This window comes from Gorillibacterium sp. CAU 1737 (assembly GCF_039888655.1).
Lineage (GTDB): Bacteria > Bacillota > Bacilli > Paenibacillales > NBRC-103111 > Gorillibacterium.
In genome coordinates, this window is record NZ_JBDQQO010000001.1 from 699,591 (window position 1) to 725,169 (window position 25,579).

22 protein-coding genes are annotated in these 25,579 nt (G+C 54.9%); 18 read left to right on the plus strand and 4 right to left on the minus strand.

The features are described 5' to 3' along the window. Positions 1-16 precede the first annotated feature (16 nt). Positions 17-1,360, plus strand: a complete 1,344-nt coding sequence (locus AAFN83_RS03260; protein WP_347767019.1) for a pyrimidine-nucleoside phosphorylase — start codon at positions 17-19, stop codon at positions 1,358-1,360. Continuing rightward, complete coding sequence (locus tag AAFN83_RS03265; protein ID WP_347767021.1) at positions 1,357-2,274, plus strand: lipoate--protein ligase family protein; 918 nt, start codon at positions 1,357-1,359, stop codon at positions 2,272-2,274. The genes AAFN83_RS03260 and AAFN83_RS03265 overlap by 4 nt, the downstream gene beginning before the upstream one ends. A gap of 167 nt (positions 2,275-2,441) precedes the next feature. On the opposite strand, the gene AAFN83_RS03270 is transcribed toward AAFN83_RS03265, so the two are convergent. Next, positions 2,442-3,173, minus strand: coding sequence for an alpha/beta hydrolase (locus AAFN83_RS03270; RefSeq protein WP_347767023.1), 732 nt, complete (start codon positions 3,171-3,173; stop codon positions 2,442-2,444). A gap of 263 nt (positions 3,174-3,436) precedes the next feature. Between AAFN83_RS03270 and pdhA the strand changes: the two genes are divergently transcribed. From pdhA to pulA, 5 genes are all read left to right on the plus strand, one after another. Beyond that, positions 3,437-4,501, plus strand: a complete 1,065-nt coding sequence (gene pdhA, locus AAFN83_RS03275) for a pyruvate dehydrogenase (acetyl-transferring) E1 component subunit alpha (protein ID WP_347767024.1) — start codon at positions 3,437-3,439, stop codon at positions 4,499-4,501. Positions 4,502-4,607: 106 nt separating this feature from the next. Further along, positions 4,608-5,588 (plus strand): alpha-ketoacid dehydrogenase subunit beta, encoded by a 981-nt coding sequence (locus AAFN83_RS03280; RefSeq protein ID WP_347767026.1) that lies wholly within the window; start codon positions 4,608-4,610, stop codon positions 5,586-5,588. Between the two features lie 18 nt (positions 5,589-5,606). Next, positions 5,607-6,968, plus strand: coding sequence for a dihydrolipoamide acetyltransferase family protein (locus tag AAFN83_RS03285; protein ID WP_347767028.1), 1,362 nt, complete (start codon positions 5,607-5,609; stop codon positions 6,966-6,968). Between the two features lie 6 nt (positions 6,969-6,974). After that, positions 6,975-8,384: a dihydrolipoyl dehydrogenase gene (lpdA, locus tag AAFN83_RS03290; protein ID WP_347767030.1), complete on the plus strand. Its 1,410-nt coding sequence runs from the start codon at positions 6,975-6,977 to the stop codon at positions 8,382-8,384. A 322-nt stretch (positions 8,385-8,706) separates the two neighbouring features. Next, entirely contained in the window at positions 8,707-10,665 is a 1,959-nt protein-coding gene (gene pulA, locus AAFN83_RS03295) for a type I pullulanase (RefSeq protein WP_347767031.1), read from the plus strand. Here pulA and AAFN83_RS03300 read toward each other — a convergent pair. Then, on the minus strand, positions 10,662-11,606 hold the full coding sequence (locus AAFN83_RS03300) for a LysR family transcriptional regulator (RefSeq protein ID WP_347767032.1): 945 nt from the start codon (positions 11,604-11,606) through the stop codon (positions 10,662-10,664). The genes pulA and AAFN83_RS03300 overlap by 4 nt on opposite strands. Before the next feature lie 189 nt (positions 11,607-11,795). Between AAFN83_RS03300 and leuC the strand changes: the two genes are divergently transcribed. The 8 genes from leuC (at position 11,796) to AAFN83_RS03340 (ending at position 20,286) form a co-directional block, all read left to right on the plus strand. Then, on the plus strand, positions 11,796-13,196 hold the full coding sequence (gene leuC, locus AAFN83_RS03305) for a 3-isopropylmalate dehydratase large subunit (RefSeq protein ID WP_347767033.1): 1,401 nt from the start codon (positions 11,796-11,798) through the stop codon (positions 13,194-13,196). 18 nt (positions 13,197-13,214) lie between these two features. Beyond that, positions 13,215-13,802 (plus strand): 3-isopropylmalate dehydratase small subunit, encoded by a 588-nt coding sequence (gene leuD / locus AAFN83_RS03310; protein ID WP_347767035.1) that lies wholly within the window; start codon positions 13,215-13,217, stop codon positions 13,800-13,802. Between the two features lie 241 nt (positions 13,803-14,043). Then, positions 14,044-14,820 (plus strand): helix-turn-helix domain-containing protein, encoded by a 777-nt coding sequence (locus AAFN83_RS03315; RefSeq protein WP_347767036.1) that lies wholly within the window; start codon positions 14,044-14,046, stop codon positions 14,818-14,820. Between the two features lie 174 nt (positions 14,821-14,994). Continuing rightward, positions 14,995-16,551 (plus strand): N-acetylmuramoyl-L-alanine amidase family protein, encoded by a 1,557-nt coding sequence (locus AAFN83_RS03320; RefSeq protein WP_347767038.1) that lies wholly within the window; start codon positions 14,995-14,997, stop codon positions 16,549-16,551. A gap of 12 nt (positions 16,552-16,563) precedes the next feature. Then, the gene (locus tag AAFN83_RS03325) at positions 16,564-17,124 is read left to right on the plus strand and encodes a GerMN domain-containing protein (protein WP_347767040.1); all 561 of its coding nucleotides are present in this window, start codon (positions 16,564-16,566) and stop codon (positions 17,122-17,124) included. A gap of 31 nt (positions 17,125-17,155) precedes the next feature. After that, positions 17,156-18,964, plus strand: a complete 1,809-nt coding sequence (locus AAFN83_RS03330) for an S-layer homology domain-containing protein (RefSeq protein WP_347767042.1) — start codon at positions 17,156-17,158, stop codon at positions 18,962-18,964. 205 nt (positions 18,965-19,169) lie between these two features. After that, a complete protein-coding gene (nth, locus tag AAFN83_RS03335; protein ID WP_347767044.1) occupies positions 19,170-19,853 on the plus strand; it encodes an endonuclease III in 684 nt (227 codons plus the stop codon). Positions 19,854-20,004: 151 nt separating this feature from the next. Next, positions 20,005-20,286 carry an NAD/NADP transhydrogenase alpha subunit gene (locus AAFN83_RS03340; protein ID WP_347767372.1) on the plus strand — a complete coding sequence of 94 codons (282 nt, stop codon included), beginning with the start codon at positions 20,005-20,007 and terminating at the stop codon, positions 20,284-20,286. A 78-nt stretch (positions 20,287-20,364) separates the two neighbouring features. Here AAFN83_RS03340 and AAFN83_RS03345 read toward each other — a convergent pair whose 3' ends face one another. Further along, complete coding sequence (locus AAFN83_RS03345; protein WP_347767046.1) at positions 20,365-21,996, minus strand: MDR family MFS transporter; 1,632 nt, start codon at positions 21,994-21,996, stop codon at positions 20,365-20,367. A 73-nt stretch (positions 21,997-22,069) separates the two neighbouring features. Continuing rightward, entirely contained in the window at positions 22,070-22,504 is a 435-nt protein-coding gene (locus AAFN83_RS03350; protein WP_347767048.1) for a MarR family winged helix-turn-helix transcriptional regulator, read from the minus strand. A gap of 203 nt (positions 22,505-22,707) precedes the next feature. Between AAFN83_RS03350 and AAFN83_RS03355 the strand changes: the two genes are divergently transcribed. Genes AAFN83_RS03355 through AAFN83_RS03365 form a run of 3 tightly spaced genes read left to right on the plus strand, consistent with a single transcriptional unit; the run spans position 22,708 to position 25,515 of the window. Continuing rightward, entirely contained in the window at positions 22,708-23,553 is an 846-nt protein-coding gene (locus AAFN83_RS03355; protein WP_347767049.1) for a GDSL-type esterase/lipase family protein, read from the plus strand. A gap of 32 nt (positions 23,554-23,585) precedes the next feature. Beyond that, positions 23,586-24,533 carry an ABC transporter ATP-binding protein gene (locus AAFN83_RS03360; RefSeq protein ID WP_347767051.1) on the plus strand — a complete coding sequence of 316 codons (948 nt, stop codon included), beginning with the start codon at positions 23,586-23,588 and terminating at the stop codon, positions 24,531-24,533. Next, positions 24,526-25,515, plus strand: coding sequence for an ABC transporter permease (locus AAFN83_RS03365; RefSeq protein ID WP_347767053.1), 990 nt, complete (start codon positions 24,526-24,528; stop codon positions 25,513-25,515). Before AAFN83_RS03360 ends, AAFN83_RS03365 begins: the two co-directional genes overlap by 8 nt. Positions 25,516-25,579: the final 64 nt, after the last annotated feature.

Here is a 25,579-nt window from a genome sequence, read left to right on the forward strand (position 1 = left end):
CGGAGGAAAACAACCTATGCGTACAGTAGATGTCATTCAAAAGAAACGCGACGGACACGAACTCACCGAAGCCGAGATCTCGTTCCTTATCGAAGGTTACACCCGAGGAGAAATACCCGATTACCAGATGGCCGCATGGGCGATGGCGGTCTATTTCCAAGGCATGACGGCAGCAGAGACCGCCAGCCTGACGATGGCGATGGTTCGCTCCGGCGAGCAGATGGACCTTGCCGCGATCCCGGGCATCAAGGTGGACAAACATTCCACCGGCGGTGTCGGCGACACGACGAGCCTCCTGCTCGTTCCGCTGCTGGCGGCAGCGGGCGTGCCCGTCGCCAAGATGTCGGGCCGCGGACTCGGCCACACCGGCGGGACCATCGACAAGCTGGAAGCCATCCCCGGCTTCCGGACGGAGCTGTCCCGCGAGGAGTTTATCGAGCAGGTGAAGGAAGTCGGCGCCTCGATTATCGGGCAATCCGGCAACTTCACCCCGGCGGATAAGAAGCTGTACGGGCTGCGGGATGTGACCGCGACCGTCAATTCGATTCCGCTGATCGCAAGCTCCATCATGAGCAAGAAGATCGCCGCCGGTGCGGATGCGATTTTGCTTGATGTGAAGACGGGCGGCGGCGCCTTCATGAAGACGCTGGATGATTCGATCCGCCTGGCCGAAGCGATGGTGGCGATCGGCACCGAAGTAGGGCGCGAGACGGTGGCGCTTATCACCGGCATGGAGCAGCCGCTCGGCAACTCGATCGGCAACGCGCTTGAGGTGAAGGAGGCGATCGAAGCCCTGCACGGCAAGGGCTCGCCCCGTCTCACCGAGGTCGCGCTGACGCTTGGCTCACACATGCTCCGCTTGGGCGGGAAGGCCGCTGACCTCACGGAAGCGCGGAGCATTCTGTCGGAGCGCATTGCCGACGGCTTGGCCCTCGCCAAGCTGAAGGAGCTGGTCGCTGCTCAAGGCGGAGACACCTCCGTCATCGACGACCCTGGCAAGCTGACTTCCGCTTCTCGCGTGGTGCCGATCCCGGCGCAAGCGGACGGCTTCGTGGAAGCAATCGAAGCCGAGGAAGTCGGACTCGCTGCCATGACGCTCGGCGCAGGCCGTGCAACCAAGGAAGCGGAGATTGATCTCGCGGTTGGCATTGTCCTGCATAAGGGAGTAGGGGACGCCGTGAAGAAGGGCGAGGCGCTCGCCGAGCTTCATGTCAATTCCCCTGATGATGTGGTTGCCCAGGTGGCGGCACGCGTCACAAAGGCGTTCACGTTAAGCGAAGTACCGGTCGAGAAGCCGGCGCTCGTGTATGCCGTTGTCACGAAGGACGGAGTGGAGCGGCTGGCCGGAGGCCGGTCATGAGTTCGGCAGAGGAGCAGCAGGAGAGAGCAGCGGAATCCTGCGGTGGCGAATCCTGTGCCAAGCCATACGTATGGCCCGCACGCGTGGAGGTGCTCGACCGCATGGACGTGTCTGCGGATGAGGACATCGCCCGCTCCTTCGCTCTGGACGAGCTGCTGTGCCGCCAGGTGGGGGAAGGGCGGACGCCTGTGATCCACCTGTGGCGCCATCCGCGCGCCTTCGTGATGGGCCTGCGCGACCGGAGGCTCCCTCAGGCAGCGGAGGCGATGAAGGAGCTTGCGGACGAAGGGTACTGCGTGCTTGTCCGCAACTCCGGCGGGGCGGCCGTTCCGCTCGATGCGGGAGTCGTGAATGCGTCGATCATTCTGCCGAATCCTGATCGCTCACTTGCCTTCCGGCAAGATTTCCGCTACATGGTGGAGCTCGTAAAAGGCGCTCTTGCGCCGCATGGGCTCGTCGTGGAAGCAGGGGAGATCAGCGGGGCTTATTGCCCCGGCGATTACGACCTCAGCATCCGCGGTCGAAAGTTTTGCGGCATCGCCCAGCGCCGCCAGACGAAGGCGTTCGTCGTCCAAGGCTTTACGGTGGTACAGGACAGCGGCTCGATGCGAGCAGAGCGTGTTAAAGCCTTCTATGATCGGGCGGTCAGCGGATCGAGCGGGTCGGACAACGCTTCCTTGTTGCAGGTGCCGCTGACTTCCTCACCTCGAGAGCCGGACTATCCGCGTGTTCAACCGGAAGTGATGGCAAGCTTGCAGGAGCTCGGCTATCCCGGAGGAGCGGAAGCGTTCGCGCAGGACGTTCATCGCTGGCTGCTTGAGCAGGGGGAAACCGCGCTCATCTCGGATGCGGGCTTGCCGGAACTGCAGATTCAGGCCATGATCGAGCAATTGCGCAGCCGCTACGACAGGTGAAATAGATCACAATCCGAGCGCTGGTACAGCAAGAGGGCATGATTTTGCACAAAAAGACTCCATCCCGGTTGGGTGGAGTCTTTTTTTGATGTAGAATCTTCCTTGAGGGAACACTGGAATAAGCAGGAATAAGCAGGGATAAACAGCGTTCCTGTCTAATAGGATCTCTATACCATCAAGAAATGGCGAATGCCGTCTGAAAGCTTCGTTTGCCAAAAGCCCCAGATGTGCTTGCCGTCCGCCTCCTCATAGGCAACGCGGGCACCTTTTTCGGTAAAAAGGAGGTTCGCCCTGCGATTCAGGTCGAGGAAGTCGAAGGTGCCGCGATCGGTCTTGACTTCTTCCTCTTGCAAGCCGATCAATTGGTACAGCTCCAGGGGGGAGAGGTCTTGCTCCTCTGAGAGGCGATGAAGAGTGGGTTCCAGGAAGGCACCCGACAGCGATAAAACCTTGCGGAAGAGATCGGGATGATCCAGCGCCAGGTGCAGCGATACGGTAGCGCCCAAAGAATCACCGGCGAGAATACGGCCTTCGATGTCGTTGCGAACCGGGAACTCCCGTTCAATTGAAGGGAGCACTTCCTCCACCATAAAGCGACTGTACTCGTCAAATCGGCTTCCGTCAGGGGAGTACTCCTCGGTGCGGACCGGCAAATCCACCTCGATTCCAACGATCACCGGGGGAACGATTCCCTCTTCAAGGACAAGATAATTGGTATGGGTAGCAATCCGGCCGAAATTGAGGAATTCCAGTCCGTCCTGGCAGTAGATGACCGGATAAGTGGCCAGCTCCGTATAGCCGGGCGGCAGGTACACCCACAGACTTCGCTCCTTTTGGAGGTGACGGGAAGCAATCTGCCGTTTAAGGATGGTTCGTTTGTTGTAAGCAAGTGGGTCCATTAGGTCCTCCTTCTCGGACTTGCAGGTTTGTTCAACAATTAGTCAATTATATCAGCATCCCGACGGTTTCACCATTTTCGGGACGGGTTAAAGAAATCCGTGTGGTGTATTATCTGTATTACTAATATTCATATGCTGTTTCGTAACAGAATCGATATTTCGTGTGATAAAGTTAACTTTTTTAGTGGCTTTTTTGCTGAGACAGTATTATAATAACGGTATAACAGTTAGACGATAAATTTCCAAGCGAGGTGCGGGAATTCATGAGCAAGGAATACGAAGTAACAGCGAGTGAAGTGAAGGCTCTTACGATCATTTCTCCGGAAGGAAAAGTGGTTAACGAAGCAGAAATGCCCGATCTTACGGATGAACAATTAAAAGAAATTATGCGCCGCATGGTCTTTACCCGGACCTGGGATGAGCGTGCCATCAACCTCGGCCGCCAAGGTCGCCTCGGCTTCTACGCTCCGGTATCCGGTCAAGAAGCTTCGATGGTCGGCAGCGAGTTCGCTCTCGATAAGGAAGACTTTGTCTGCCCCGGCTATCGCGACATGCCTCAGCTCGTGTGGCACGGACTTCCTCTCTACCAAGCGTTCCTTTACTCCCGTGGACATCAGTACGGCGGTCAAATCCCGGAAGGCGTCAATGTTCTGATGCCGCAAATCATCATCGGGGCGCAAGTGCTTCATGCAACGGGTATCGCAATGGGCTTCAAGAAGCGCGGAAAGAAGAACGTAGCCATCACCTACACCGGTGACGGCGGCTCGTCCGAAGGTGATTTCTACGAAGCCTTGAACTTTGCAGGCGTGTTCAAGCTTCCGGCCATCTTCGTAGTTCAAAACAACGGCTACGCCATCACCACGCCGTTCTCGAAGCAAACGGCCGCTCATTCGGTCGCTCACAAGGCAGTTGCAGCCGGCATTCGCGGCGTGCAAGTTGACGGCATGGACGTCGTCGCCGTATACAAGGCCGTTAAGGAAGCCGCTGATCGCGGACGCAACGGCGAAGGCCCGACGCTGATCGAAATCCTGACGTACCGCTTTAAGCCGCACTCCTTGTCCGACGACACGACGAAATACCGGTCCAAGGAAGAAGAAGGCGAATGGGGCCACAAGGACCCGATCATCCGCTTTGGCGCTTACCTTGAATCCAAGGGCCTGTGGACGGAAGAGGACACGGCTCGCGTGAAGGACGAAGCGAAGGCTGCTGTAGCCGAACACATCAAGAAGGCAGAGGCAACCGAGAAGATGACGATCCCGGGTCTGATTGACTCGATGTTCGAGACGCCGACTCCGCAGCTCGCCGAGCAAAAAGCAGAATTCGCGTAAGCGACAGCTCACCATGACTGATCCAGCCATCCGACGGACGGCTGAACCATAGAGATTAGAAAAAGCAAGTCAGAACCTGTGGATCTTAAGGAGGATATCGGTTGCTATGGCACAAATGAACCTGAAAGAAGCGATCCGCGACGCCATCCGCGTCGAAATGAAACGCGATGAGAACGTGCTTCTGTTCGGAGAAGACGTTGGACATGTAGGCGGCGTATTCCGGGCAACGGAAGGGCTGCAAAAGGAATTTGGCGAAGAGCGCGTGTTCGATACGCCGCTCGCTGAATCGGCAATTGGCGGTCTGGCTGTCGGTCTGGCCGTTCAAGGCTTCCGCCCCATCGCAGAAATTCAATTCGTCGGCTTTATCTTCGAAGCGCTGGACCAAATGTTCATCCAGGCGGCTCGTATGCGCTACCGTTCCGGCGGACGCTACAACGCTCCGATCGTATTCCGCACTCCTTTTGGCGGCGGGGTAAAAGCGGCTGAGCTTCATACGGACTCCCTCGAAGGCTTGGCTATCCAAACACCCGGCATCAAGGTCGTCATTCCGTCGAATCCGTACGACGCCAAGGGCCTCATGATCTCTGCCATCCGTGACAACGATCCGGTCTTCTTCATGGAGCACCTGAACCTGTACCATGCATTCCGCGCAGAAGTGCCGGAAGGCGAGTACACGGTGCCGATCGGCAAGGCGAACATCGTTCGCGAAGGCAAGCACGCTACGATCCTTACCTACGGGCAAATGGTTCACAAGTCGCTGCAAGCGGCGGAAGAAATCAAGAAGACCCGCGGCGTAGAAGTGGAAGTCATCGACCTCCGTACGCTGAGCCCGCTCGACATTGATACCATCGTCGAATCGATCAAGAAGACGAACCGCGCGATCGTCGTGCAAGAAGCTCAACGCATGGCAGGCGCGGCTCCCGAGATCATTTCCCAAATCAACGAAAAAGCGATTCTCCATCTGGAAGCTCCGGTTCTCCGCGTAGGCGCACCGGATACGATCTATCCGTTTGCCCAAATCGAAGATGCATGGCTCCCGAATCCTGCCCGCATTATCGAAGGCTTGAATAAAGTTCTGGACTTTTAATACAAGGAGGAAAAGCTTGTGGCCAGATTTGAATACAAATTCCCTGAGCTGGGCGAAGGCCTGCACGAAGGCGAAATCGTCAAGATTCATATTAAGGTCGGAGACACCGTAACCGACGAAGACATCATCATGGATGTCCAAAACGACAAAGCTGTAGTTGAAGTTCCTTGTCCGGTTAACGGCAAGGTTTTGGAAGTGAACGTGAAGGACGGCCAAGTGTGCCACGTCGGCGATGTGGTAGCTGTCATCGATGCCGAAGGCGAACTTCCGGAACAACCCGTTGATGAATCCCAGGACAAAGGCACCACCCATGAGCCCGAGAGCGAAGAGCAAATCAAGGGCAACATCGGGCAAGCCGTCGTGGAAAATGTAAAAGACCCGGCAATCGAAGCTCAACCTACGCCGCAAGCGGCTTCCGCAGCTCCGGCCAAGGACCCGTCCGAAGTACTGGCTACGCCAAGTGTTCGGAAACTGGCTCGCGACAAAGGCGTCAACATCGGCAACATCACGGGCACCGGCAAGAACGGTCATGTCACCCGCGAAGACGTTCTGGCCTTTGCCGAAGGCAAGACGGCTCCTGCTGCCGCTCCGCAAGCGGCTTCTACCCCGGCTGCACCTGCTGCAGAAGCGGCTCCGCAAGCAGCCAAGGCTGCACCTGCTCCGGTTCCGGCTGGCCCGGGTGTCGAAGAGCGCGTTCCGTTCAAGGGCATTCGCAAGGTGATTGCGGGTGCGATGGTGAAGTCCGCTTACACCGCTCCTCACGTTACTCTCATGGACGAAGTGGACGTCACGAAGCTCGTGGAATTCCGCAACCGCATGAAGCCGCTGGCTGAGAAGAAGGGCGTCAAGGTTACCTACCTGCCGTTCATCGTCAAAGCCCTGGTTGCTGCCGCCCGCGAGTTCCCGATCCTGAACTCGACGTTGGATGAAGCTGCAGGCGAAATCGTCCTTAAGAAGTACTACAACATCGGGATTGCCACGGATACCGAAAACGGCTTGATCGTTCCGGTAATCCACGACGCAGACCGCAAGAACCTGTTCAAGATCGCAGAGTCGATCAAGGACCTGGCTGCTCGCGGCCGTGAAGGCAAGCTCTCCCCGAATGAAATGAAGGGAAGCACCATCTCCATCACGAACATCGGCTCCGCTGGCGGAATGTTCTTCACCCCGATCATCAACTTCCCTGAAGTGGCGATTCTGGGTACCGGCCGCATCACCGAGAAGCCGGTTGTGCGTAACGGCGAAGTGGTGGCCGCTCCGGTCATGGCGCTGTCCCTCAGCTTTGACCACCGCCTGATTGACGGTGCGACGGCCCAAAACTTCCTGAACCTGGTGAAGAACTTGCTGGCCGATCCTGATCTGTTCCTTATGGAGGTGTAAGCGATCATGGTAGTAGGTGACGCTTCTGTAGAGATTGACTTAGTGGTAATCGGTGCGGGACCTGGCGGCTATGTGGCCGCCATCCGCGCCGCTCAGCTTGGCAAGAGCGTACTGGTGGTCGAGAAGGAGTATGTCGGCGGCGTCTGCTTGAACGTCGGCTGCATCCCGTCCAAGGCGCTGATCTCCGCCGGCCATCAGCTGGAGACGGTTCAGCACGCAGCGGACATCGGCATCAGCGCCGGAGAGCCGAAGATCGACTGGAGCAAGGTTCAAGAATGGAAAGGCTCCGTCGTGAAGAAGCTGACCGGCGGCGTTGGCGCCCTGCTCAAGAAGAACAAGATCCAGGTGTACAATGGCGAGGCCATGTTCATCAACGATCAAGAAATTCGCGTCTTCAACGACGAAGGGCAAGCTCGCTATAAATTCAAGGATTGCATCATTGCCACGGGTTCCCGTCCGATCGAGCTGAAGGCATTCCCGTTCGGTCCCCGCATCGTATCCTCGACCGGTGCGTTGGCATTGAAAGAAATTCCAAAGAGCATGGTCGTCATCGGCGGCGGCTACATTGGCATCGAGCTGAGCCAGGCTTACGCCAAGTTCGGCACCCAGGTGACGATTCTGGAAGGCTCGAACAGCATCCTGCCGGGCTTTGAGAAGGAACTGTCGCAGTTGGTTGTGAAGAAGCTGAAAGCCAGCGGTGCGGAAATTCACACCGAAGCGATGGCTCAATCCTCCGAAGTGACCGACAAGGACGTCACCGTCACCTTCACCGTCAAAGGCGAAGAGAAGAAGGTAACGGCTGACTACGTGCTCGTGACCGTCGGACGCCGTCCGAACACGGACAACGAAGATTTCGGTCTCGAAATGATCGGTGTCGAAATGGGCGAGCGCGGCTTGATCAAGGTCGACAAGCAAGGCCGCACGAACCTTTCCCATATCTACGCCATCGGCGATATTGTCGCCGGACCGGCTCTTGCCCACAAAGCTTCCTACGAAGGTAAAGTGGCGGCTGAAGCCATCGCCGGACTGCCGAGCGAAGTGGAATACCGCGCGATCCCGCTCGTGGTCTTCTCCGATCCGGAGATCTCCAGCGTGGGACTCAGCGAAACCGAAGCCAAGGAAAAAGGAATCGACGTCAAGGTCTCCAAATTCCCGTTCATGGGCAACGGCCGCGCCTTGTCGCTGAATGCTGGTGACGGCTTCATGAAGCTGATCACGGCGAAGGATACCGGCCTTGTGCTCGGCTGCCAAATCGTCGGCATCGAAGCCTCCAATCTGATTGCGGAGCTTGGACTCGCGATCGAAATGGGCGCTACGGCCGAAGATATCGCGCTTACCATCCATGCTCACCCGACGCTGGGTGAAATTACGATGGAAGCCGCAGAAGTGGCTCTCGGCCATCCGATCCACATCTAATCACCGTCTTCCATTTGCATCCTGCTACCTGAGACACGCCTTCCACCAAATGGTGGAAGGCGTGTTTTTGCTATCGGCAGCCAGAAACAATCGCCTGCTGAAGGGTTCTTCTTGACGATCAAGGGAAGGAATAAGAAAATAATACAGGGAAGACTTTCCACCATTCCTGTCCAGGTGGAAGCCTGCTGATGACGTTATTCGTGAGACAAGTGAGTCTGATTAAGTCTTTTTGTGATTAAGGGGCCCTCGCCGTGGCGAGGCTAGAGTAAGGCTTGTGTGATTCGAAGGTTACCAACAAGTGATGACGAGGGGTTGGCAACGAATGGCTGTGCAAAAAGAGCTCGATTTTGCTATCGACTATGGGGATCCCGCCGTAACGGGGGGCTTGACGGTTTTTCATCCGGATTTTGATCAAGCGTATGCTTACAACGGCTCCGATCTGGGCTTGACTTATACACCCGAGAAGTGTGGGTTCCGTCTTTGGGCGCCTACTGCTTCAGAAGCGATGGTGGTGCTCTATTCCGATGGCGAAGAAGGGGAAGGCGAAGCTCGTTATTGCCCAATGACAAGAGGACAAGGCGGTACCTGGTCGGCCGAAGTGGCAGGTGATCAAAAGGGAAGGTTCTATACGTTCCGAGTTAAGATCGGCAATCACTGGAACGAGGCCTGCGATCCATATGCCCGCGCAGTAGGGGTGAACGGGGATCGGGCTGCCATCCTCGATCTGGAGGATACGAACCCTCCCGGCTGGGGAGAGCGCATGGAGCCCTTCGAGGCGGCCGTTGATGCCGTGATTTATGAGCTGCATGTGAGAGACTTGTCCAGCCATCCGCACAGCGGAATCATGCACCGAGGTCAGTTTTTGGGCATTTGTGAGGCGGGGACACGGGGGCCGGGCGGTATCCTGACTGGGCTGGATCACATCTCCAGCCTCGGAGTGACCCATATTCAGTTTTTGCCGCTCGCGGATTACAGTACCCTCAGCGTGGATGAACGCAACCCGGAGCTGTCCTACAATTGGGGCTACGACCCCAAAAACTATAACGTGCCCGAAGGATCCTACGCAAGAGATCCGTACAATCCGATCTCGCGGATCTACGAGATGAAACAGATGGTCCAGACGCTGCATGACCGAGGGCTCCGCGTCATCATGGACGTGGTCTACAATCATATGTATGACGGCTTTCGGGTCCATTTTGCCAAGCTGGTTCCGGGCTATTACTTCCGATATCGGGATGATAGAACCCTGTGGGACGGGGCATTCTGCGGGAACGAGGTAGCCAGTGAACGAGAGATGGTTCGGCGGTATATCGTCGATTCGGTCGTCTATTGGGCCAAGGAATACAGCCTCGACGGCTTTCGTTTTGACCTGATGGGGTTAATGGACGTAGACACCATGCGGGAAATCCGTCACAGGCTGGACGAGATCGACCCCTCGATATTGATGATCGGGGAAGGCTGGCACATGGAATGCGGCCTGACCGATGAACAGCGCTCCTCCCAACGGAATGCAGACCGTCTTCCGCGTGTGGGTCAATTCAATGACCATATGAGGAATGCGATTAAGGGGAGCCACTACCACCGCATCGAGCACGGCTTTGTGGACGGAGGGGAACACCTGGAGCGGGAAGTTTGTACCGGAATTGCCGGAGCCATTCCGTACAGTGAGGAAATTCGGTCTTTCGCTCATGAACCAGACCAATGCGTCAATTACGTGGAATGCCATGACAACTATACGCTGTGGGATAAGCTGGAGGTAACCAACGGCTTTGAGGAAGAGGAACTGGAGGCTATGCATCATCTGGCGACCGGGATGGTACTCACCAGTCAAGGCATCGCTTTCCTGCACGCCGGACAAGAGTTTCTGCGTACCAAGAATCACGTGGAGAACAGCTACAAATCGCTGGATCCGATCAATTGGCTGGATTGGGACCGCTGCGCGGTACGGCAGACGGATGTTCACTTTGTGCGGCAATTGATTTCGCTTCGGCATGCCCATCCCGCCTTTCGTCTGCGAAGCGCCGCTGACATTCGCCGTCACCTGACCTTTGAAAAGGCATCCGACGGCTGTGTTGCTTTCACGCTTCGGGATCATGCAGGAGGAGACCCGTCTCGCCATCTTTACGTGGCCTATCATGGGCGCAAGGACACGATTACCCTTCCCTTGCCGCCGCTTGGGGAGTGGGACCTGCTGATCGGCTCGGATGAGCGGGCGGTGCTGACGCCAGAAGGGCTAAAGTTGTACGGCATTTCCATGGCTGTGCTGGAAGTACCGAATTAATCTATAGAGTGGCCGGGGCCTTCTGCTGATTCAATCAGCGGGAGGCCTTCTTCGCGCAGGGCTTCCATCGTAACGTCAAGGAAGGCTTGAACCGTTCGCGAGCGGTAGCGGCTCTTCCGATAAGCCAGCACCAGCGTGCGATGAGGGAGTCCCTTGAGGGGAAGGTAGGCCGGCGTATAAGGGATGGACGCATCTCGGGCGATCATCGAGGGGATGAAGGCGATGCCCATTCCGGTTGCGACCAGTGACTGGATGGTTTCGATGTTGCTGCTTTCGAACACGATCGTTGGTTCGAAGCCTGCCTGGCGACACAATTCCAGGCTGATCTTGCGAAATGCCTGACCCATTTTCAACAGAATAAAGGGTTCGTTACGCAATTGAGCGATGTCCACGGGTGTGCCGGGATTGCGGAGGTTAAGCGGATGATCATGGGGAACGGCGAGCCATAGCTCTTCTCTGAGTAAAGGCGTGTAGTCAAGCGCCGGATCTTCGATCGGCAAGGTGAGGATGGCGATGTCCGTCTGTCCGCTGGAAGTGAACTTTTCCAGACGCGCGGTTGTATCCTCCACGAGTGTCAGTTCAATGCCCGGGTAGCTGCGCCGGAAGGCGGGGAGGACACGCGGCAGCATATGAGCACCCGTGATCGGCAGGCTGCCTACGACGAGGCGGCCTTTTTTCAATTGGGAGATGTCCTCCATCTCGCGTGTCAACTGATTGACTTGATCGAGAATAGCCTGCGCCCGTTCCATGAAAACCTCTCCGGCGTACGTCAATTCTACGGAGTTGGTGCTTCTCTGAAAAAGCAGCACACCGAGCTCCTTCTCCAGCTTGGAGAGCTGCTGGCTGAGGGAGGGCTGGGCGATGTGAAGCTTCTCTGCCGCTCTCGAAAAATGCTTTTCAGCCGCAATCTTTACCGCATAATTCAACTGGCGCAATTCCATGAGCAATCCCCTCAGCTTTCTGCAATGATTCTCTTTGTTCCCCCGCTCGAATACTCGCTCTTGATGTTTCTTCTATCCTATAGGTATTTGTTATAAAGTCAATAGCTTTTATATCTTAGCCGGATAGAACGAGAGGTGATAAGATAGCTACAGACGAAAGGCACGAACAATTGCATGAGGTGAATTCCTATGACCAAAACATTGTATGAGAAGATTTGGGATCAGCACGTTATCCATCAAGAAGGCAGCCAAGGCATCCTCTATATCGATTTGCAGCTGGTACACGAAGTAACCTCCCCTCAAGCCTTCGAGGGACTTCGGTTGGCCGGGCGCAAGGTGCGCCGCCCTGATCTGACCTTCGCAACGATCGATCATAATGTTCCGACGAAGGACCGCTTCCACATCGCGGACCCCATCTCCAAGCAGCAGATTCAGACGCTGGAGCAGAATTGTAAGGAATTTGGCGTTACCCTGTTCGGTCTGGACAGCATTGAGCAAGGCGTCGTGCACGTCATGGGGCCGGAGCTCGGCCTCACTGCACCCGGCAAGACGATCGTATGCGGGGACAGCCATACCGCCACGCACGGAGCTTTCGGAGCGCTTGCCTTCGGAATCGGAACAAGCGAAGTCGAGCACGTCTTGGCTACCCAGTGTCTTCAGCAAGCGAAGTCCAAGACGATGGAGGTTCGCGTAATAGGCAAGAGACGACCGGGCGTAACCGCGAAGGATCTGATTCTCGGCATCATTGCCCAATACGGAACGGACTTCGGAACCGGCTATGTCATCGAATACACGGGAGAAGCGATTCGCGGTCTCTCGATGGAAGAGCGGATGACGGTCTGCAACATGTCGATTGAAGCCGGTGCGCGCGCCGGTCTGATCGCGCCGGATGAGACGACATTCGCCTACCTTCGCGGAAGAAAGTATGCTCCGCAAGGAGAAGCGTTCGACGAAGCGGTCTCCCAATGGACGCAGCTTGTTACCGATCCGGGCGCAGCCTATGACCGGGTAGTGGAATTTGATGCAGACTCTCTCGTCCCGCAAGTCACCTGGGGCACCAGCCCGGGGATGGGTACGGGGATCACGGGACAGGTGCCCGATCCGACGAGCTTCCCAACGGAAAATGAACGCAAAGCAGCCGAGAAGGCGCTGGAGTATATGGGCTTGGAGCCGGGAACCCCGATGTCGGATGTTCAAGTGGACGTGGTGTTCATCGGCTCCTGCACGAATGGCCGGATCGAAGATCTGCGCGCTGCTGCGGCCGTTGCCAAGGGCTACAAGGTGAAGACGACGGTACAGGCGATCGTCGTGCCGGGCTCGGGTCAGGTGAAGCTGCAGGCAGAGCAAGAGGGACTTGACCGCGTCTTCACGGAAGCGGGCTTTGAATGGCGAGATGCCGGCTGCAGCATGTGCCTCGCCATGAACCCCGATGTGCTGACGCCGGGCCAACGCTGTGCCTCGACGTCGAACCGCAACTTTGAGGGCCGTCAGGGACGAGGAGGACGGACGCATCTGGTCTCTCCGGAAATGGCGGCAGCGGCAGCGATCTCGGGCCGCTTCACCGACGTCCGTGAATGGCAGTTCCAATAAGGGAAGGGGTACGTACACATGGAAGCATTCAAACATCATACCGGCCTCGCCGTTCCGGTGGACCGCGTCAATATCGATACCGACGCGATCATTCCCAAGCAGTTCCTGAAGCGAATCGAACGGACTGGCTTTGGCCAGTATCTCTTCTTCGAATGGCGTTGGGATGAATCCGGCGAGGTCATCGAACAATTCCCGCTTAATCAGCCTCGCTACCAAGGCGCCTCCGTCTTGCTGGCACGAGCCAACTTCGGCTGCGGCTCCTCCCGAGAGCACGCTCCATGGGCGATTCAGGATTATGGCTTCAAGGTCGTCATCGCACCGTCGTTTGCGGATATCTTCTATAATAACTGCTTTAAGAATGGTATCCTTCCCATTCGGTTGACGGAAGAGCAAGTGGAAGAGCTGTTCCAGCGCACGGGTAAGGAAGTTGGCTATCAGCTGACCGTTGATCTGGAAGGGAAGACGATTTCCGACAACAAAGGACTTGTCATTCCTTTCGACCTCGATGAGCATCGTCGCAAGTTTCTTCTGCTCGGGTTGGATGATATCGGGCTGACGCTCCAGCACGAGGCTGCGATCTCTGCCTATGAAGCTGCTCATCGATAACACGATTGATCTTCTCCACACATGACCAGTCGCCCTCCGAGGCGGCTGGTTTTTTCAATAACCTATCCATAGTGTATCTTAAATCCTGAATACTTCGGCTATAAGATGGGATTGTAGACACGTTCCAACTGGAGGTTGGAGGAAGAGAAGGAGCATTCAACCAATCGGCCATTGCTGGACCTGGCGCTTCTATCGTACGATTGCAGTGCGGCCGCAATCCTAGATAGGAGGATGAAATCTGATGTCCGAAATACGCATTCACGAGCAACTGGCTTTTCTTCGCAAGAAAAAGGGGATTACGCAAGAAGAGCTAGCCGGGGTGCTCGGCGTTACCAATCAGGCGGTCTCCAAGTGGGAGTCAGCAGTCTGCTGCCCCGATCTTCAACTTTTGCCGAAGCTCGCAGCTTACTTCGAGGTTACGGTCGATGAGCTTCTCGGGTATAAGCCAGCCGATACCTTTGGCAGTGTGTATCTGGGTATTAAAGGGATTTTCGAAGCATCCCCGTCTGAAGAATCGTTTGCCATCGCGTACCGGCTGGCTAGTCTTTTGCATGAAGGAGCGGCCAGCAGGGGCTATAAAGGGTATGTGCCTTGGGATACCAGCCGAAATCGCGGAATGATGGGGGTCGAGTGGGAATGGAACTATTCCGCCTGCTCCGAGCCGGAGGGGGCGACGCTCCATTGCGGCAGAGCCGTGCTAATTGCGGATCATTCGCTGGATGCTCCCGTCAGTCCCGCAACGATAAGAGAGATCTATAATGCATTGTCTGTTTTTCAGGAAAAGGATGTGCTGACGGTCTTCTTCGGGCTTTATGAATTGACCAAGAGGGATTTTGATCGGTTTGTCGGTATAGCGGAGCTTCAGGCACAGTGCAAGCTGCCGGAAACAGTCGTGGAAACGGCGTTGGGCCATTTGCCTGTACAGGTGAAGGTCGGAGAGTACGGAGCATGTCTCTATCGGATCGAAGGCCCCTCGATGCATATTCCGGACCTCCTCCTCATGCTGAGGGATCATTAAGAGAAGTGCGCATAAACACGCTCTGCAAAGGGTGTGTTTTTTTGTTGGAAAGGTAGGAATGTCCATGTAGAATGTCGAATTCAAGCAAAGAGCCGTCCGGCGCGGATTCGCAACTTTTTTCCAAATCTCGCGTCTATTCTTGTGTGCTCTAATCCTTATTCTCCGAGGTGGAAGATGAAAAAGCTCGTATGTGCCCTGCTTTCCCTACTCCTGTTCATCCTCATCCTGCCGCAGAACTCCTATGCCGCGACGACCGCCAGCGTGTCGCTTTTGCTGGACGGAAAGCCCTTAACCTCCGACGTCCCAGCCCAAAAGGTATCCGGCTATGTCATGGTTCCGATCCGTCTGGTCTCCACCAGCTTCGGAGCGTCCGTCGTCTATCAAGCGGCAGACAAAAAGGTGACGGTGAAAAAGGATGGAAAGCTCATCGAGCTGTTCATCGACAAAAAGACAGCCAAGGTGAATGGAGGAACCGTATCGCTGGATGCACCAGCCGTTGTCATCGGCGGACGAGCACTCGTTCCGATCCGTTTCGTGGCGAACAACATGGGAATCGGGGTTCAATGGATTAACAAGACCCAGACCGTTCTCCTTTCCAGCCCAACGGGAGGAACCATCTCAACGCCCACACCTACTTCAACGCCAACCCCAACTCCCACGCCGACCCCAACACCAACACCGACTCCTACGCCAACCCCGACGGCGACACCGTCTCCAACTTCGACGCCTACGGTAGCGCCGAGTTCGACGCCAAGCGCTGCGCCTGTTCTTACCCCAGACCCTAATCTTTATGAGCCGGGAACCTCCCCGACTCCTTCAACGGGCAATGCAGAGAAGGGGTACACGCAGCTTCTCGGGATTCACTTGGTGGAAAACAGTTTAACGGTATATGGAGATGGCCCGATTAACCCCAAGGTCAGCTATATCACCAATCCCGATCGGTTGGTGATCGATGTTCCGTCCGTTACCTTCAGCGATCTGCTTCCTCGGCCTGTAGGGGCTCCGGAAGGAGTAATTCCGGTGGATCATTCGCTTGTGAGCAAGATTCGGTACTCCAACTTTGATTCGGCCAGCCGAACCATCCGGATCGTAGCCGACTTGAAGCAGAAGACCCCTTACCAGGTTGGGATGAACGGCCTGGATGGAGCCTTTTCCTTGGACTTCACCAACGGAACTCCTGGAGGCAATCCGAACGGCAAGTACAAGATTGTCATCGATCCTGGGCACGGTGGAACGGATTCTGGCGCCGTATCGTTAAACAATCGGTATGAGAAGGACTTCAACTTGGCGGTGGCGCTCCGCCTTAATGATCTCCTTGTTAAGGTCGAGCAATTTGACGTGTACATGACTCGCGCAGACGACACCACATTGACTCTGGACGGCCGGCCCGCATTTGCCAATTCCCTTGGGGCGGACGCGTTCATCTCTATTCATGGCAACAAATTCTCGGCAACCAGCCGAGGAACCGAAACGTATTACTGGAATGCCAACAGCAAAACACTAGCAGATATCGTTCACAAGTATTTGCTTGCCGCGACCGGCTTCCCCGATCGCAAGGTTCAAAAGAACGACTATCGTGTAGTGAAAGCAAGCACCATGCCCGCCATCCTGGTCGAGGTCGGCTTCCTCAGTAATGCCGTGGAAGAAGCCCTCATGTATACTCCCGCGTTCCAGGACAAGGTTGCGGCTTCCCTTGCAGCTGGCATCAAAGAATTTTTCAATATCCCATAAGGAGTGTGTCTCATGCGTATCCGTGCCATCCTGACGGTTGTTCTTCTTGGTTCCATGCTCGCAGTAGCAGGGTGTTCGACGAAGAGCACAGGCAGTCCAGTAAACTCGGCCCCAGCCGAAACGGGGTCTCCTGCACCTACCGCAGCCAACAGCGAAGCCCCGGTATCTCCATCTCCTGCCATTCAAAAAGAATCAGTGAAGGTGTACTTTGCCAACGACGATGGTTCATCTCTGGTGGAGAAAACTGCCGAGATCCAATATGAGAAGTCGGAAGACAAGTATTTAAACACCCTCAAGGCGATGACGACGACGGATGATCCGAGCTTATTTCCATTAGCCAAGGGACTTACCTACCAGTCTGTTGAGCTGGCAGATGGAACGTTGACGATCGATCTTTCGATTTCAGATGAAGGAAGATTGGGTTCGGGCGGCGAAGTCCTTCTCATGGATGCCCTCAAAAAAGCGGTGTTTCAATTCAGCGAAGTCCAAGCCCTGGATATCCTCGTGGATGGAAAAATCGTAGACAGCCTGATGGGCCACGTAGAGTTGGAGCATCCCATCAAACGTCAATAAATTCGGAATCGACATTCGGGAGGAAGAGAAGATGAAGCGCACGACCCAATGGGCAGCGAAGGCGGCTTTGACGATGGCTGTCCTGACCAGTTCGGTAATTCCTACTGCTGCATATGCCGATTCAACTTCCGTGCAAGCGGCAGTGAACTGGAGAATTCAAGCGGCTAATACTTTTTTAGATGTGAAAAGTACGTACTGGGGAGCAAAGGATATTGCCAAGCTCTCCATGCTCGGCATTGTTCAAGGCTACAATGGCAACTTCACCCCGGAGAAAGAAGTGTCGAAGCAAGATTCCTTGATCATGGCCGTCCGAATGATGGGCTATGAAGACGAAGCGCTTGCGATTAACAACGAGTCCCTCGTTTATACGTTCGGTGTATCGGATTACGCGAAGCGGTATGTCAAGATTGCCCTCGACCACCGGTTGATTGAATTGTCTGAAATCCCGGCGAATGATGCTGCCTGGGGAACTGCGGCGGCCAGTCGGGAATGGATTTCGCGCGTTATTATCCGAATGGCAGGCAAAGAGACCGAAGCCCTTGCGAAAACACTGGCTCCGACGGCGTTCAAGGATGGAGATTCCATCGATGACGGCCTTGTCGGCTATGTAAATGAGGCGGTTGACCTCGGGATCGTCAACGGGTTCGAAGACGGAACCTTCCGTCCAGCTGTTTCCGTTACCCGCTCTCAGGCAGTTGCCCTGTTGAATCGTGCCTCCACTTATTTCTCGGTGAAGCCGGGTCATGCGTTGACCGGAACGATCACCTCGCTGGATTCCTCCAAGCTGACGCTTATGACGGATGAAGGCAAGGTTGTTGAGGCTGGCCTCACCGGTCAAACCTTGATCTACCGGGACAAAAACCTCGTCGCTTCCACCTCGCTCAAGGTTGGGAATCTGGTTGAGGTTGTCGCCGTCGGCGGCACGGCCTATTTCGTCGATTGGAAGAGTGATGCCGGTCCTGTTGTCTCCAATGGCGACGGCATAGCCGCATCGCTCGATGCAACGAACAAAACGATCTCGCTGGTAGCCGCCACTGGACAAGTTACATACAGTTTGACGGACGCAGCCTTGGAATCGGTCAAGGGCGCGGTGCAAGGAGACAAGATCCGGTACCAGCTCTATGGAACGAAGATGGTCTCCGCTGTCATTGTTCCGGTGGTGAAGGGCGAAATCGTCACCATCGAAACGAAGGGGACGGACCCCTTAATCACAATCAAGAAGGCCGATGGCAAGTTCGAGACGCTTACGCTGACCACTCAGCCGAAAGTAACGAGCCCGCTGAAAGCGAGTCCGACCGTAGCCGATCTGCTCAAAGGAGATCAGGTTGCCATTGAACTGGATGCAACCGGTAATCCCGCGGTAATCTCTGTGGTGCTCAGCAGTGTGACCAATCTGTATCAAGCTCGTGTCGAGAGCTTCAACTCGACTTCGAAATACTTGACCGTTACCGTAGGCGGCGTACCGAGGGTCTTTAAGCTGGATGACAAGACCGTTCTGGTAAGTGACAAAGGGCTTGAAACACCCTTCGTCACGGGCATGTATTCGTTAATTGCCGAAGGGCGCAAGCTGGATCTGGTCATAACGGGAGATAAGCTGTTAAAGCTTAGAATTTCCAGTGTTTATACCGGTACGATTGCTGCCGTCAACCTGAACAGCGGAGAGTTCACATTGAAGCTTGAGGACTCTCAGCAATTGACGTTCATCTGGAAGACGAGCACGAACGTTCTAGACGCCAGCGGCAAGAAGATTACCTTTGACCAGGTTGCGCTTGGCAAAAAGGTAACCCTCACGTACAACCAAGGCTCTGACCTGGTGACAGACATCCAACTGCAGAATTAACCTGAAACGAATCCTATGAAGACCGGCGGGAACTCCAGCCGGTCTTTTTGGTTGACAAGGCGCACAGAAGGGGCTTTTCTTAACCCGGGTTCGAAAAATGTTCGTATTTTCTTGGTCTTTGCCATTGATTATTCAAGGGTGATTCGATAGACTGAAAGCTATTGAGATTCACCGGTCGTTCAAAGGAGGCAAGTAGGATACAACGATGAACCAAAAAAACATTCGACGTATCCTCGACACCATGGGCGAAATGTTTCCCGATGCCCACTGTGAGTTGAACCACAGCAATCCTTTCGAGCTGCTTGTGGCGGTCATGCTGTCTGCCCAGGCAACGGATGAGTCGGTAAACCGGCTGACCCAGACTTTGTTTGTCAAATACAAGTCGCCGGCCGATTACCTTCACGTTTCGCTTGCCGAGCTGGAGCAGGATATTCGCACCATCGGCCTGTTTCGAAACAAGGCCAAAAACCTGCAAAGCATGTGCAGAATCTTAATGGAGCAGTGGGACGGACAAGTGCCGGAGGCTCATGAGGCACTGGTCACCTTGCCGGGCGTTGGACGAAAAACCGCGAATGTGGTCGTGTCGAATGCCTTTGGGGTTCCGGCCTTTGCCGTTGATACGCACGTAGAGAGGGTTAGCAAGCGTCTTGGACTCGCAAAACCAGATGATTCCGTGCTGGAAGTGGAGAAGAAGCTGAACCGGATTGTGCCTCGTGAGGAATGGACGCTGTCCCATCACCGGTTTATCTTTTTTGGACGATATCATTGCAAAGCCCAAAGTCCACGCTGCGGAAGCTGCCCCCTTCTGGATTTGTGTCCCGAAGGGAAGCGGAGAACCAAGGTGTCGGGGAGTATGAAACCCGCTGCGTTGAGAAAGAATGAAGGCTAGAGTTTGTCATGACACCGAGACCTGGACGATTGGACACCACGGGTGTTCAATCGCCGTACATAGTCTTTGGCAGCAAGAAAGCCGGGTCATCACCCGCTGCAGCACGACCACTAGACGTAGATCAAGAATGAAAAAGGATGGGATTATGGATATGAAATGCATCGCGGTTTATACGAACAATTTTGAGCAATTCTCCGATATTTACGAGCAAGTGCTGAACACTCCACTTGCCGACAACGAAGAAAAAGAAGTGGAAGGCGTCATGATCAGCGAATCGGGCCAAGTGCCGGAGAACTACCTGTCGCGCATGAAGGCGAAGCCGGAAGTGGTTGTCATGAAGGTAAAGGGTCAACCCATTACCATCCTTCAACATGGAGATGTCTTCGAAATCCTCATTCCGGAAGACGAATTGACCCCTGCCGTCGTTCAATAATGACCACCTGAGCTTAAACCAAAGAAGAGCCCGACTGAGCATGCTGCTCAATCGGGCTCTTGTTGTTTATCCGGTTACTTATTCCATAACAGCGGAGGAAGGAAGCGACTCTTCGGAGGAGTTTTCCGAAGAATCTTCGGTGACCTGTGCACCTTGATTGCTGGTGCGGAGCGGTAGCTCCTTCAGGAAGAAGACGAGCAGGAAGGCCACAGACAGCACCAGTGCGCCGGTCAAGAAGACGGTTGAGAGCGTCTGACCGAGTGCGTGCCGAATATTGGTGATGAGGTCGTCAAAGACCGGTTGAATCGTGGCCGGAAGCCCGGCTCTCGTTTCATCGAGAAGCGGCTTGTTCATGAGCGCTCTCGGGTTAGCGAAAGCGGCCATCTGCTTGGCGACAGCCGGATCAAGCTGTGCGAAGTTGGCTGCTTTCGCCTGCAAGGCTTCCTTCAGATGGCGGGTCAAATTGTTCGACATGACCGTTCCCATGACGGCGATGCCGATAGTGCCGCCCAGATTACGGAACAGCTGCATGGAAGCGGTGACGACCCCGAGCTGTTTGTGAGATACTGCATTTTGCGTCGCGATGGAGAAGACAGGCATGCCGAGCCCCAGTCCAAAGCCGAAGACGATCATGCTAAGCACGGCAGTAGGCACGTCGTTCATGACCACCATGATGCCCATGCCCGCCACCATAATCGGAACACCGATCATGGCATAGCGCTTGTACTTGCCTTTGCGCGAAATCAATTGTCCGGTAATGGCGCTGGAGATGACCATGACGATGGACATCGGCATCGTGACATAGCCGGCATAGGTAGCCGAAATGCCGAGAACCCCTTGAACGAAGAAGGACAAGTAGATGAGTGCCCCCATCATGCCAAAGTTCATCAGGAAGCCGATGATGTTCGAGACCGTAACCACACCGTTGCGGAACAGGTCGAGCGGTAAAATTGGGTTGGCTGCACGCATCTCCACAAACAGGAAGATCGCAAGAGAAAGCACAGATCCAATCAAAAGGCCGATGATTTGCCACGAGCCCCAGGGATATTCCGTTCCCGCCCAGGAGAACGCCAGCAGCAGAGGAACGATCGTCGTCGTCAAGAACAGCGAGCCCACGTAGTCAATGCTGATGGATTCTTTGCGCGCCGACTTTGGAAACAGGGCCAAGATGAGCGCGAAGGCGAAGACGCCAAGCGGCAGGAAGATCCAGAACAGCCAATGCCAATCCAGATGGTCGACCAGATAGCCTCCCAAGGTCGGTCCGATGACGCTGGAGAAGCCGAAGACGGCGGTCAAGAGCCCCATCCATTTTCCGCGCTCACGCGGGGGGAAGAGGTCTCCTACAGCGGTGAAGGAGGTCGATTGAATAATACCAGCTCCTACCCCTTGAATGCCGCGGTAGGTAATGAACTGAAACACATCCGTCGAGGTGCCGGTCAGGAAAGCTCCGACCATAAAGAGCAGGATACCCGCAAGCAAAAAGGGTTTGCGCCCGAACATATCGGACAGCTTACCGACAAGTACCGTGGCGATCGTCGACGTGAGCATGTAGATGTTAATGGTCCAGGTGTAGTAGTCCATCCCGTCGAGGATAGAGATAATGCGCGGCATGGCCGTGCTGGTGATGGTCTGATTGATAGCGGCAAAGAGCATGGCCGCCATGATCGAAATCATGATGGTCAGCTTTCGTTTTGAAGTTAATTGTTCCATAGGTAAGGGTACTCTCCATCCATTCTTTTTCTATTTTGATTTCTTTCTCTATCCGTAGGGTGACTTTAATGTCTTATTCTTTCTGTGCCTCAATCTCCGCGATCAGAACGCGAAAGATCCTTCGCAGGTGTTCAATGTCTTCAGGCGGCAGGACACCGAAATGCGACTTGATGAGCTCCATTTGATTTTCCAAAAACTCCTTAACCATCTCATCGCCTTTTGGGGTTAATCGAATGGTGACGATTCGCCGGTCCGATTCGTCCCGGTTTTTCTCGACGAAGCCTTCAGTGAGCAAGTGATCGGTAACACCCGTGATCGCAGCGGACGTGAGGCACATGGAGCTGGCGAGCTGCGAACCGTTCTGCGGACCGTGCTTATGCAGACTGAAGAGCACCTTGAACTGGGTTTGATTAAACTGATAGCCTCGTTTCTGCCACTCTTGAGACACGCCCTTCAAAAAGGTTCGAAACAAGGTGGACAGCTCGAACAGTTGTTCATCGGCTGACAAAGGGGAACCTCCTTTCCTTTTCACATAGCTGCGTCTTATGCGCAGTGATTAAGTAATTAATGTTTAACAAGTTAAAGATTTAACAGTTAAATAATATAGCACCAGACCGGAGAGAGGTCAAGAGCTCTTTCCGTCGGTTGCAAATCGACAACCAAAGTTTTACTCTAAAAGAAGCTTAATTGCCCGAATAGGAGGGACAAGCCATGAAATCAACCACTGCCCTGTGGAGGATCGCCGGATTATCCGCGCTTCTCGCAACCCTTCTTATGATCGTCGGGTTTGGGTACGCCGTTCGCACGGTTCTTTTTCCCACGAAACAGGAAAGCGCATCCCCTGTTCCTGCTCCAACGCCTGCGCCATCCATCGAAGGGGCTACAGGGAACCTGCAGCAGGCCAAAGAGATTCACATTCTCGCCGTGGGCGATTCGCTCACTCGAGGCCTCGGTGATACCACCGGCAAGGGAGGCTACGTTGACCGGGTGAAAGAAGGGTTGAAGACCAAGCTCGACAAGGATACCTTCGTCTGGAATTTTGCCATTTCCGGCTCGAAGACGGAGGACCTTCTCCAGCAACTGGAGGGAAGCAGTCAAGCCATTCCGGAAGCAGCGCGGAAGGCCAATGTCATTCTGGTCTCCATCGGCGGGAACGATCTCTTTCAAATGGGCGTTACCGACCCGGAAGCAGCGGCAAATGCAGGACAATTGACATTGGATTATGCAGCGGTGGAAGCGCAATTGCCGGCAGCCTTCCAACGACTGGAAGATAGTCTGACCAAGCTGTCTCAGCTCAATCCGAACGCGCGAATCGTCTACGTCATGTTCTACCATCCTTTCCTTGATTATGATAAGGAACGAGTCGGAGCCCTTCTGGTTCAGCATTGGTATGCGAAGGCGTTTGAGATTGCCAACCGTCTGGGCAATGTAACAGTAGTTCCGACATTCGATCTGTTTGATCAAACGCCGCAAAAGTATTTGTACACCGACCATTTCCATCCAAATGCCGAAGGCTATGCGCGAATTGCTGAACGCGTCCTGCAAGCGGTGGATTAGGAAGTCCAAGCAACGGGAAAGGAGACGAACCGATGACAGACAAACAGAAGGTATTGGATGTTCAAGGCTTACGAAAGACCATCCGCGGCCGAGAGATCATCAAAGGCGTGACCTTCGATGTTCGCGAAGGAGAAGTCTTCGGCTTTCTCGGTCCGAATGGAGCAGGGAAGACGACGACCATTCGGATGCTCGTGAATTTGATCCGACCTACTGCGGGAACCATTCAAGTAGGAGGGATTTCGGTCACAGCTCATCCGGAGAAGGCACTGGGCCAAATGGGTTGCATTGTCGAAAATCCAGAGATGTATGGCTACATGAGCGGACAAGAGAACTTGGAGCACTTTGCCCGTATGTTTCCGAATGTCGGAGCGGAACGGATCCGCGAGGTAGTCGAAATCGTCGGCCTAGGCGCTCGCATTCACGACAAGGTGAAGACGTATTCGCTGGGGATGCGCCAGCGGCTTGGCATTGCCCAAGCGCTCCTGGGACGCCCCAAGCTGCTCATCCTTGATGAGCCGACCAATGGGCTCGATCCGCAAGGGATCAAGGAGATGCGCGAGTTTATCCGCGAGCTCGCATCGGACGGATTGAGCGTATTCGTATCCAGCCATCTCTTAAGCGAAATCCAGTTGATGTGCGACCGTGTGGCAATCATCTCCCATGGGGAAGTGATTGCGGTGGGAGCCGTAGAGGATCTGCTTCAAGAGTCGGATAACCGCATTGTTTGGCAGGTCGAGCCGCGCGACCAAGCGTTGGCGATCCTTAGCGGTTATATGGAGGAAACAGGACCAGGCGTTTCCGTTCATGAGACCGCAGATGAGGCAGCCCGGTCGATTGTGGTGCGAATGCCCGCCAGCCAAGTTCCGACTATGACGAAGAAGCTGGTGGACAGCGGAATCGACGTATATTCCGTGACCGTAAAGAACCCCACTCTGGAAGAGCTGTTCCTTCAGCTTACGGAAGGTGAGACGATTGGTTAGCCTGTACCCGCTCGTGAAGAACGAGACGATCAAGATGCTTCGCAAACGGCGCTTTCAAGTCATCATCCTGATTGTGGCCGCCCTTATCCCGATCTTCGTCTATGCTCAGGTGAAAATCACCGAAAACAGCCGCAAGCAGCTGGGAGATGCCGACTGGCGCATTCGCGCCGAGAAACGAATCTCCGATATGAGCAACACGCTGAACAATAACATCCCCGAAGACTGGAAGGTCTATCGCAAGGTAGAAATCCAACGTCTTCAGTATGCGCTGGAGAGAGACGTGGACCCCGAATCGCCCAACTCGGTCACGTTCACGAGCACGTTCATTCGAAACTCAGTCGGTCTGTTTCTCCCGCTTCTTGTCGCGGTCGTGTCCGCCGACATCCTATCCTCCGAGCAATCCACCGGCACGATTAAGCTGCTGCTTACGCGACCGGTACGACGATGGAAGATTCTGACGAGCAAGCTGCTGACACTTGTCCTGTTTGTCTCGCTGATTGTCTTCTGTACGGCTGCCCTTACCTATCTGATCTCCGGCTTGGCCTTTACCTACGGGGGATGGGGAGCGCCTGTTCTGACCGGCTTCCAGGTGAACGGAGACCAGCTCGATACGTCCCATGTGCACATTGTTGAGCAGTGGCGTTTCCTGCTCATGGAGCTGGGGCTTGCCTGGTTCTCCTGCCTGGTAGTAGCTTGTATGGGGCTCATGATCTCGGTTCTCGTTCGCAGTACGGCAGCCGGAATGGGCATCATGCTCGCGGTGTTGATCGCCGGTACCATCCTGACGAACATGGTTTCTTCTTGGGAAAGCGCGAAATATTTATTTATGATTAATCTCGACACGATCTCCTTTCTCGCGGGCTCCATCCCGCCCGTCCCCGGCCTAACGCTGGATTTTTCCTTGACGGTTCTAGCCGTTTGGGCAGCAGCCAGCCTGGTTGTGTCTTATGGAGTCTTTACGCGACGCGATATCTTGGGGTAAAATAGAAGGAGTGCGCAGGAACGTTTGTTCCTGTTTTTCGCAGTCGATACTAAGCATCGGAGGA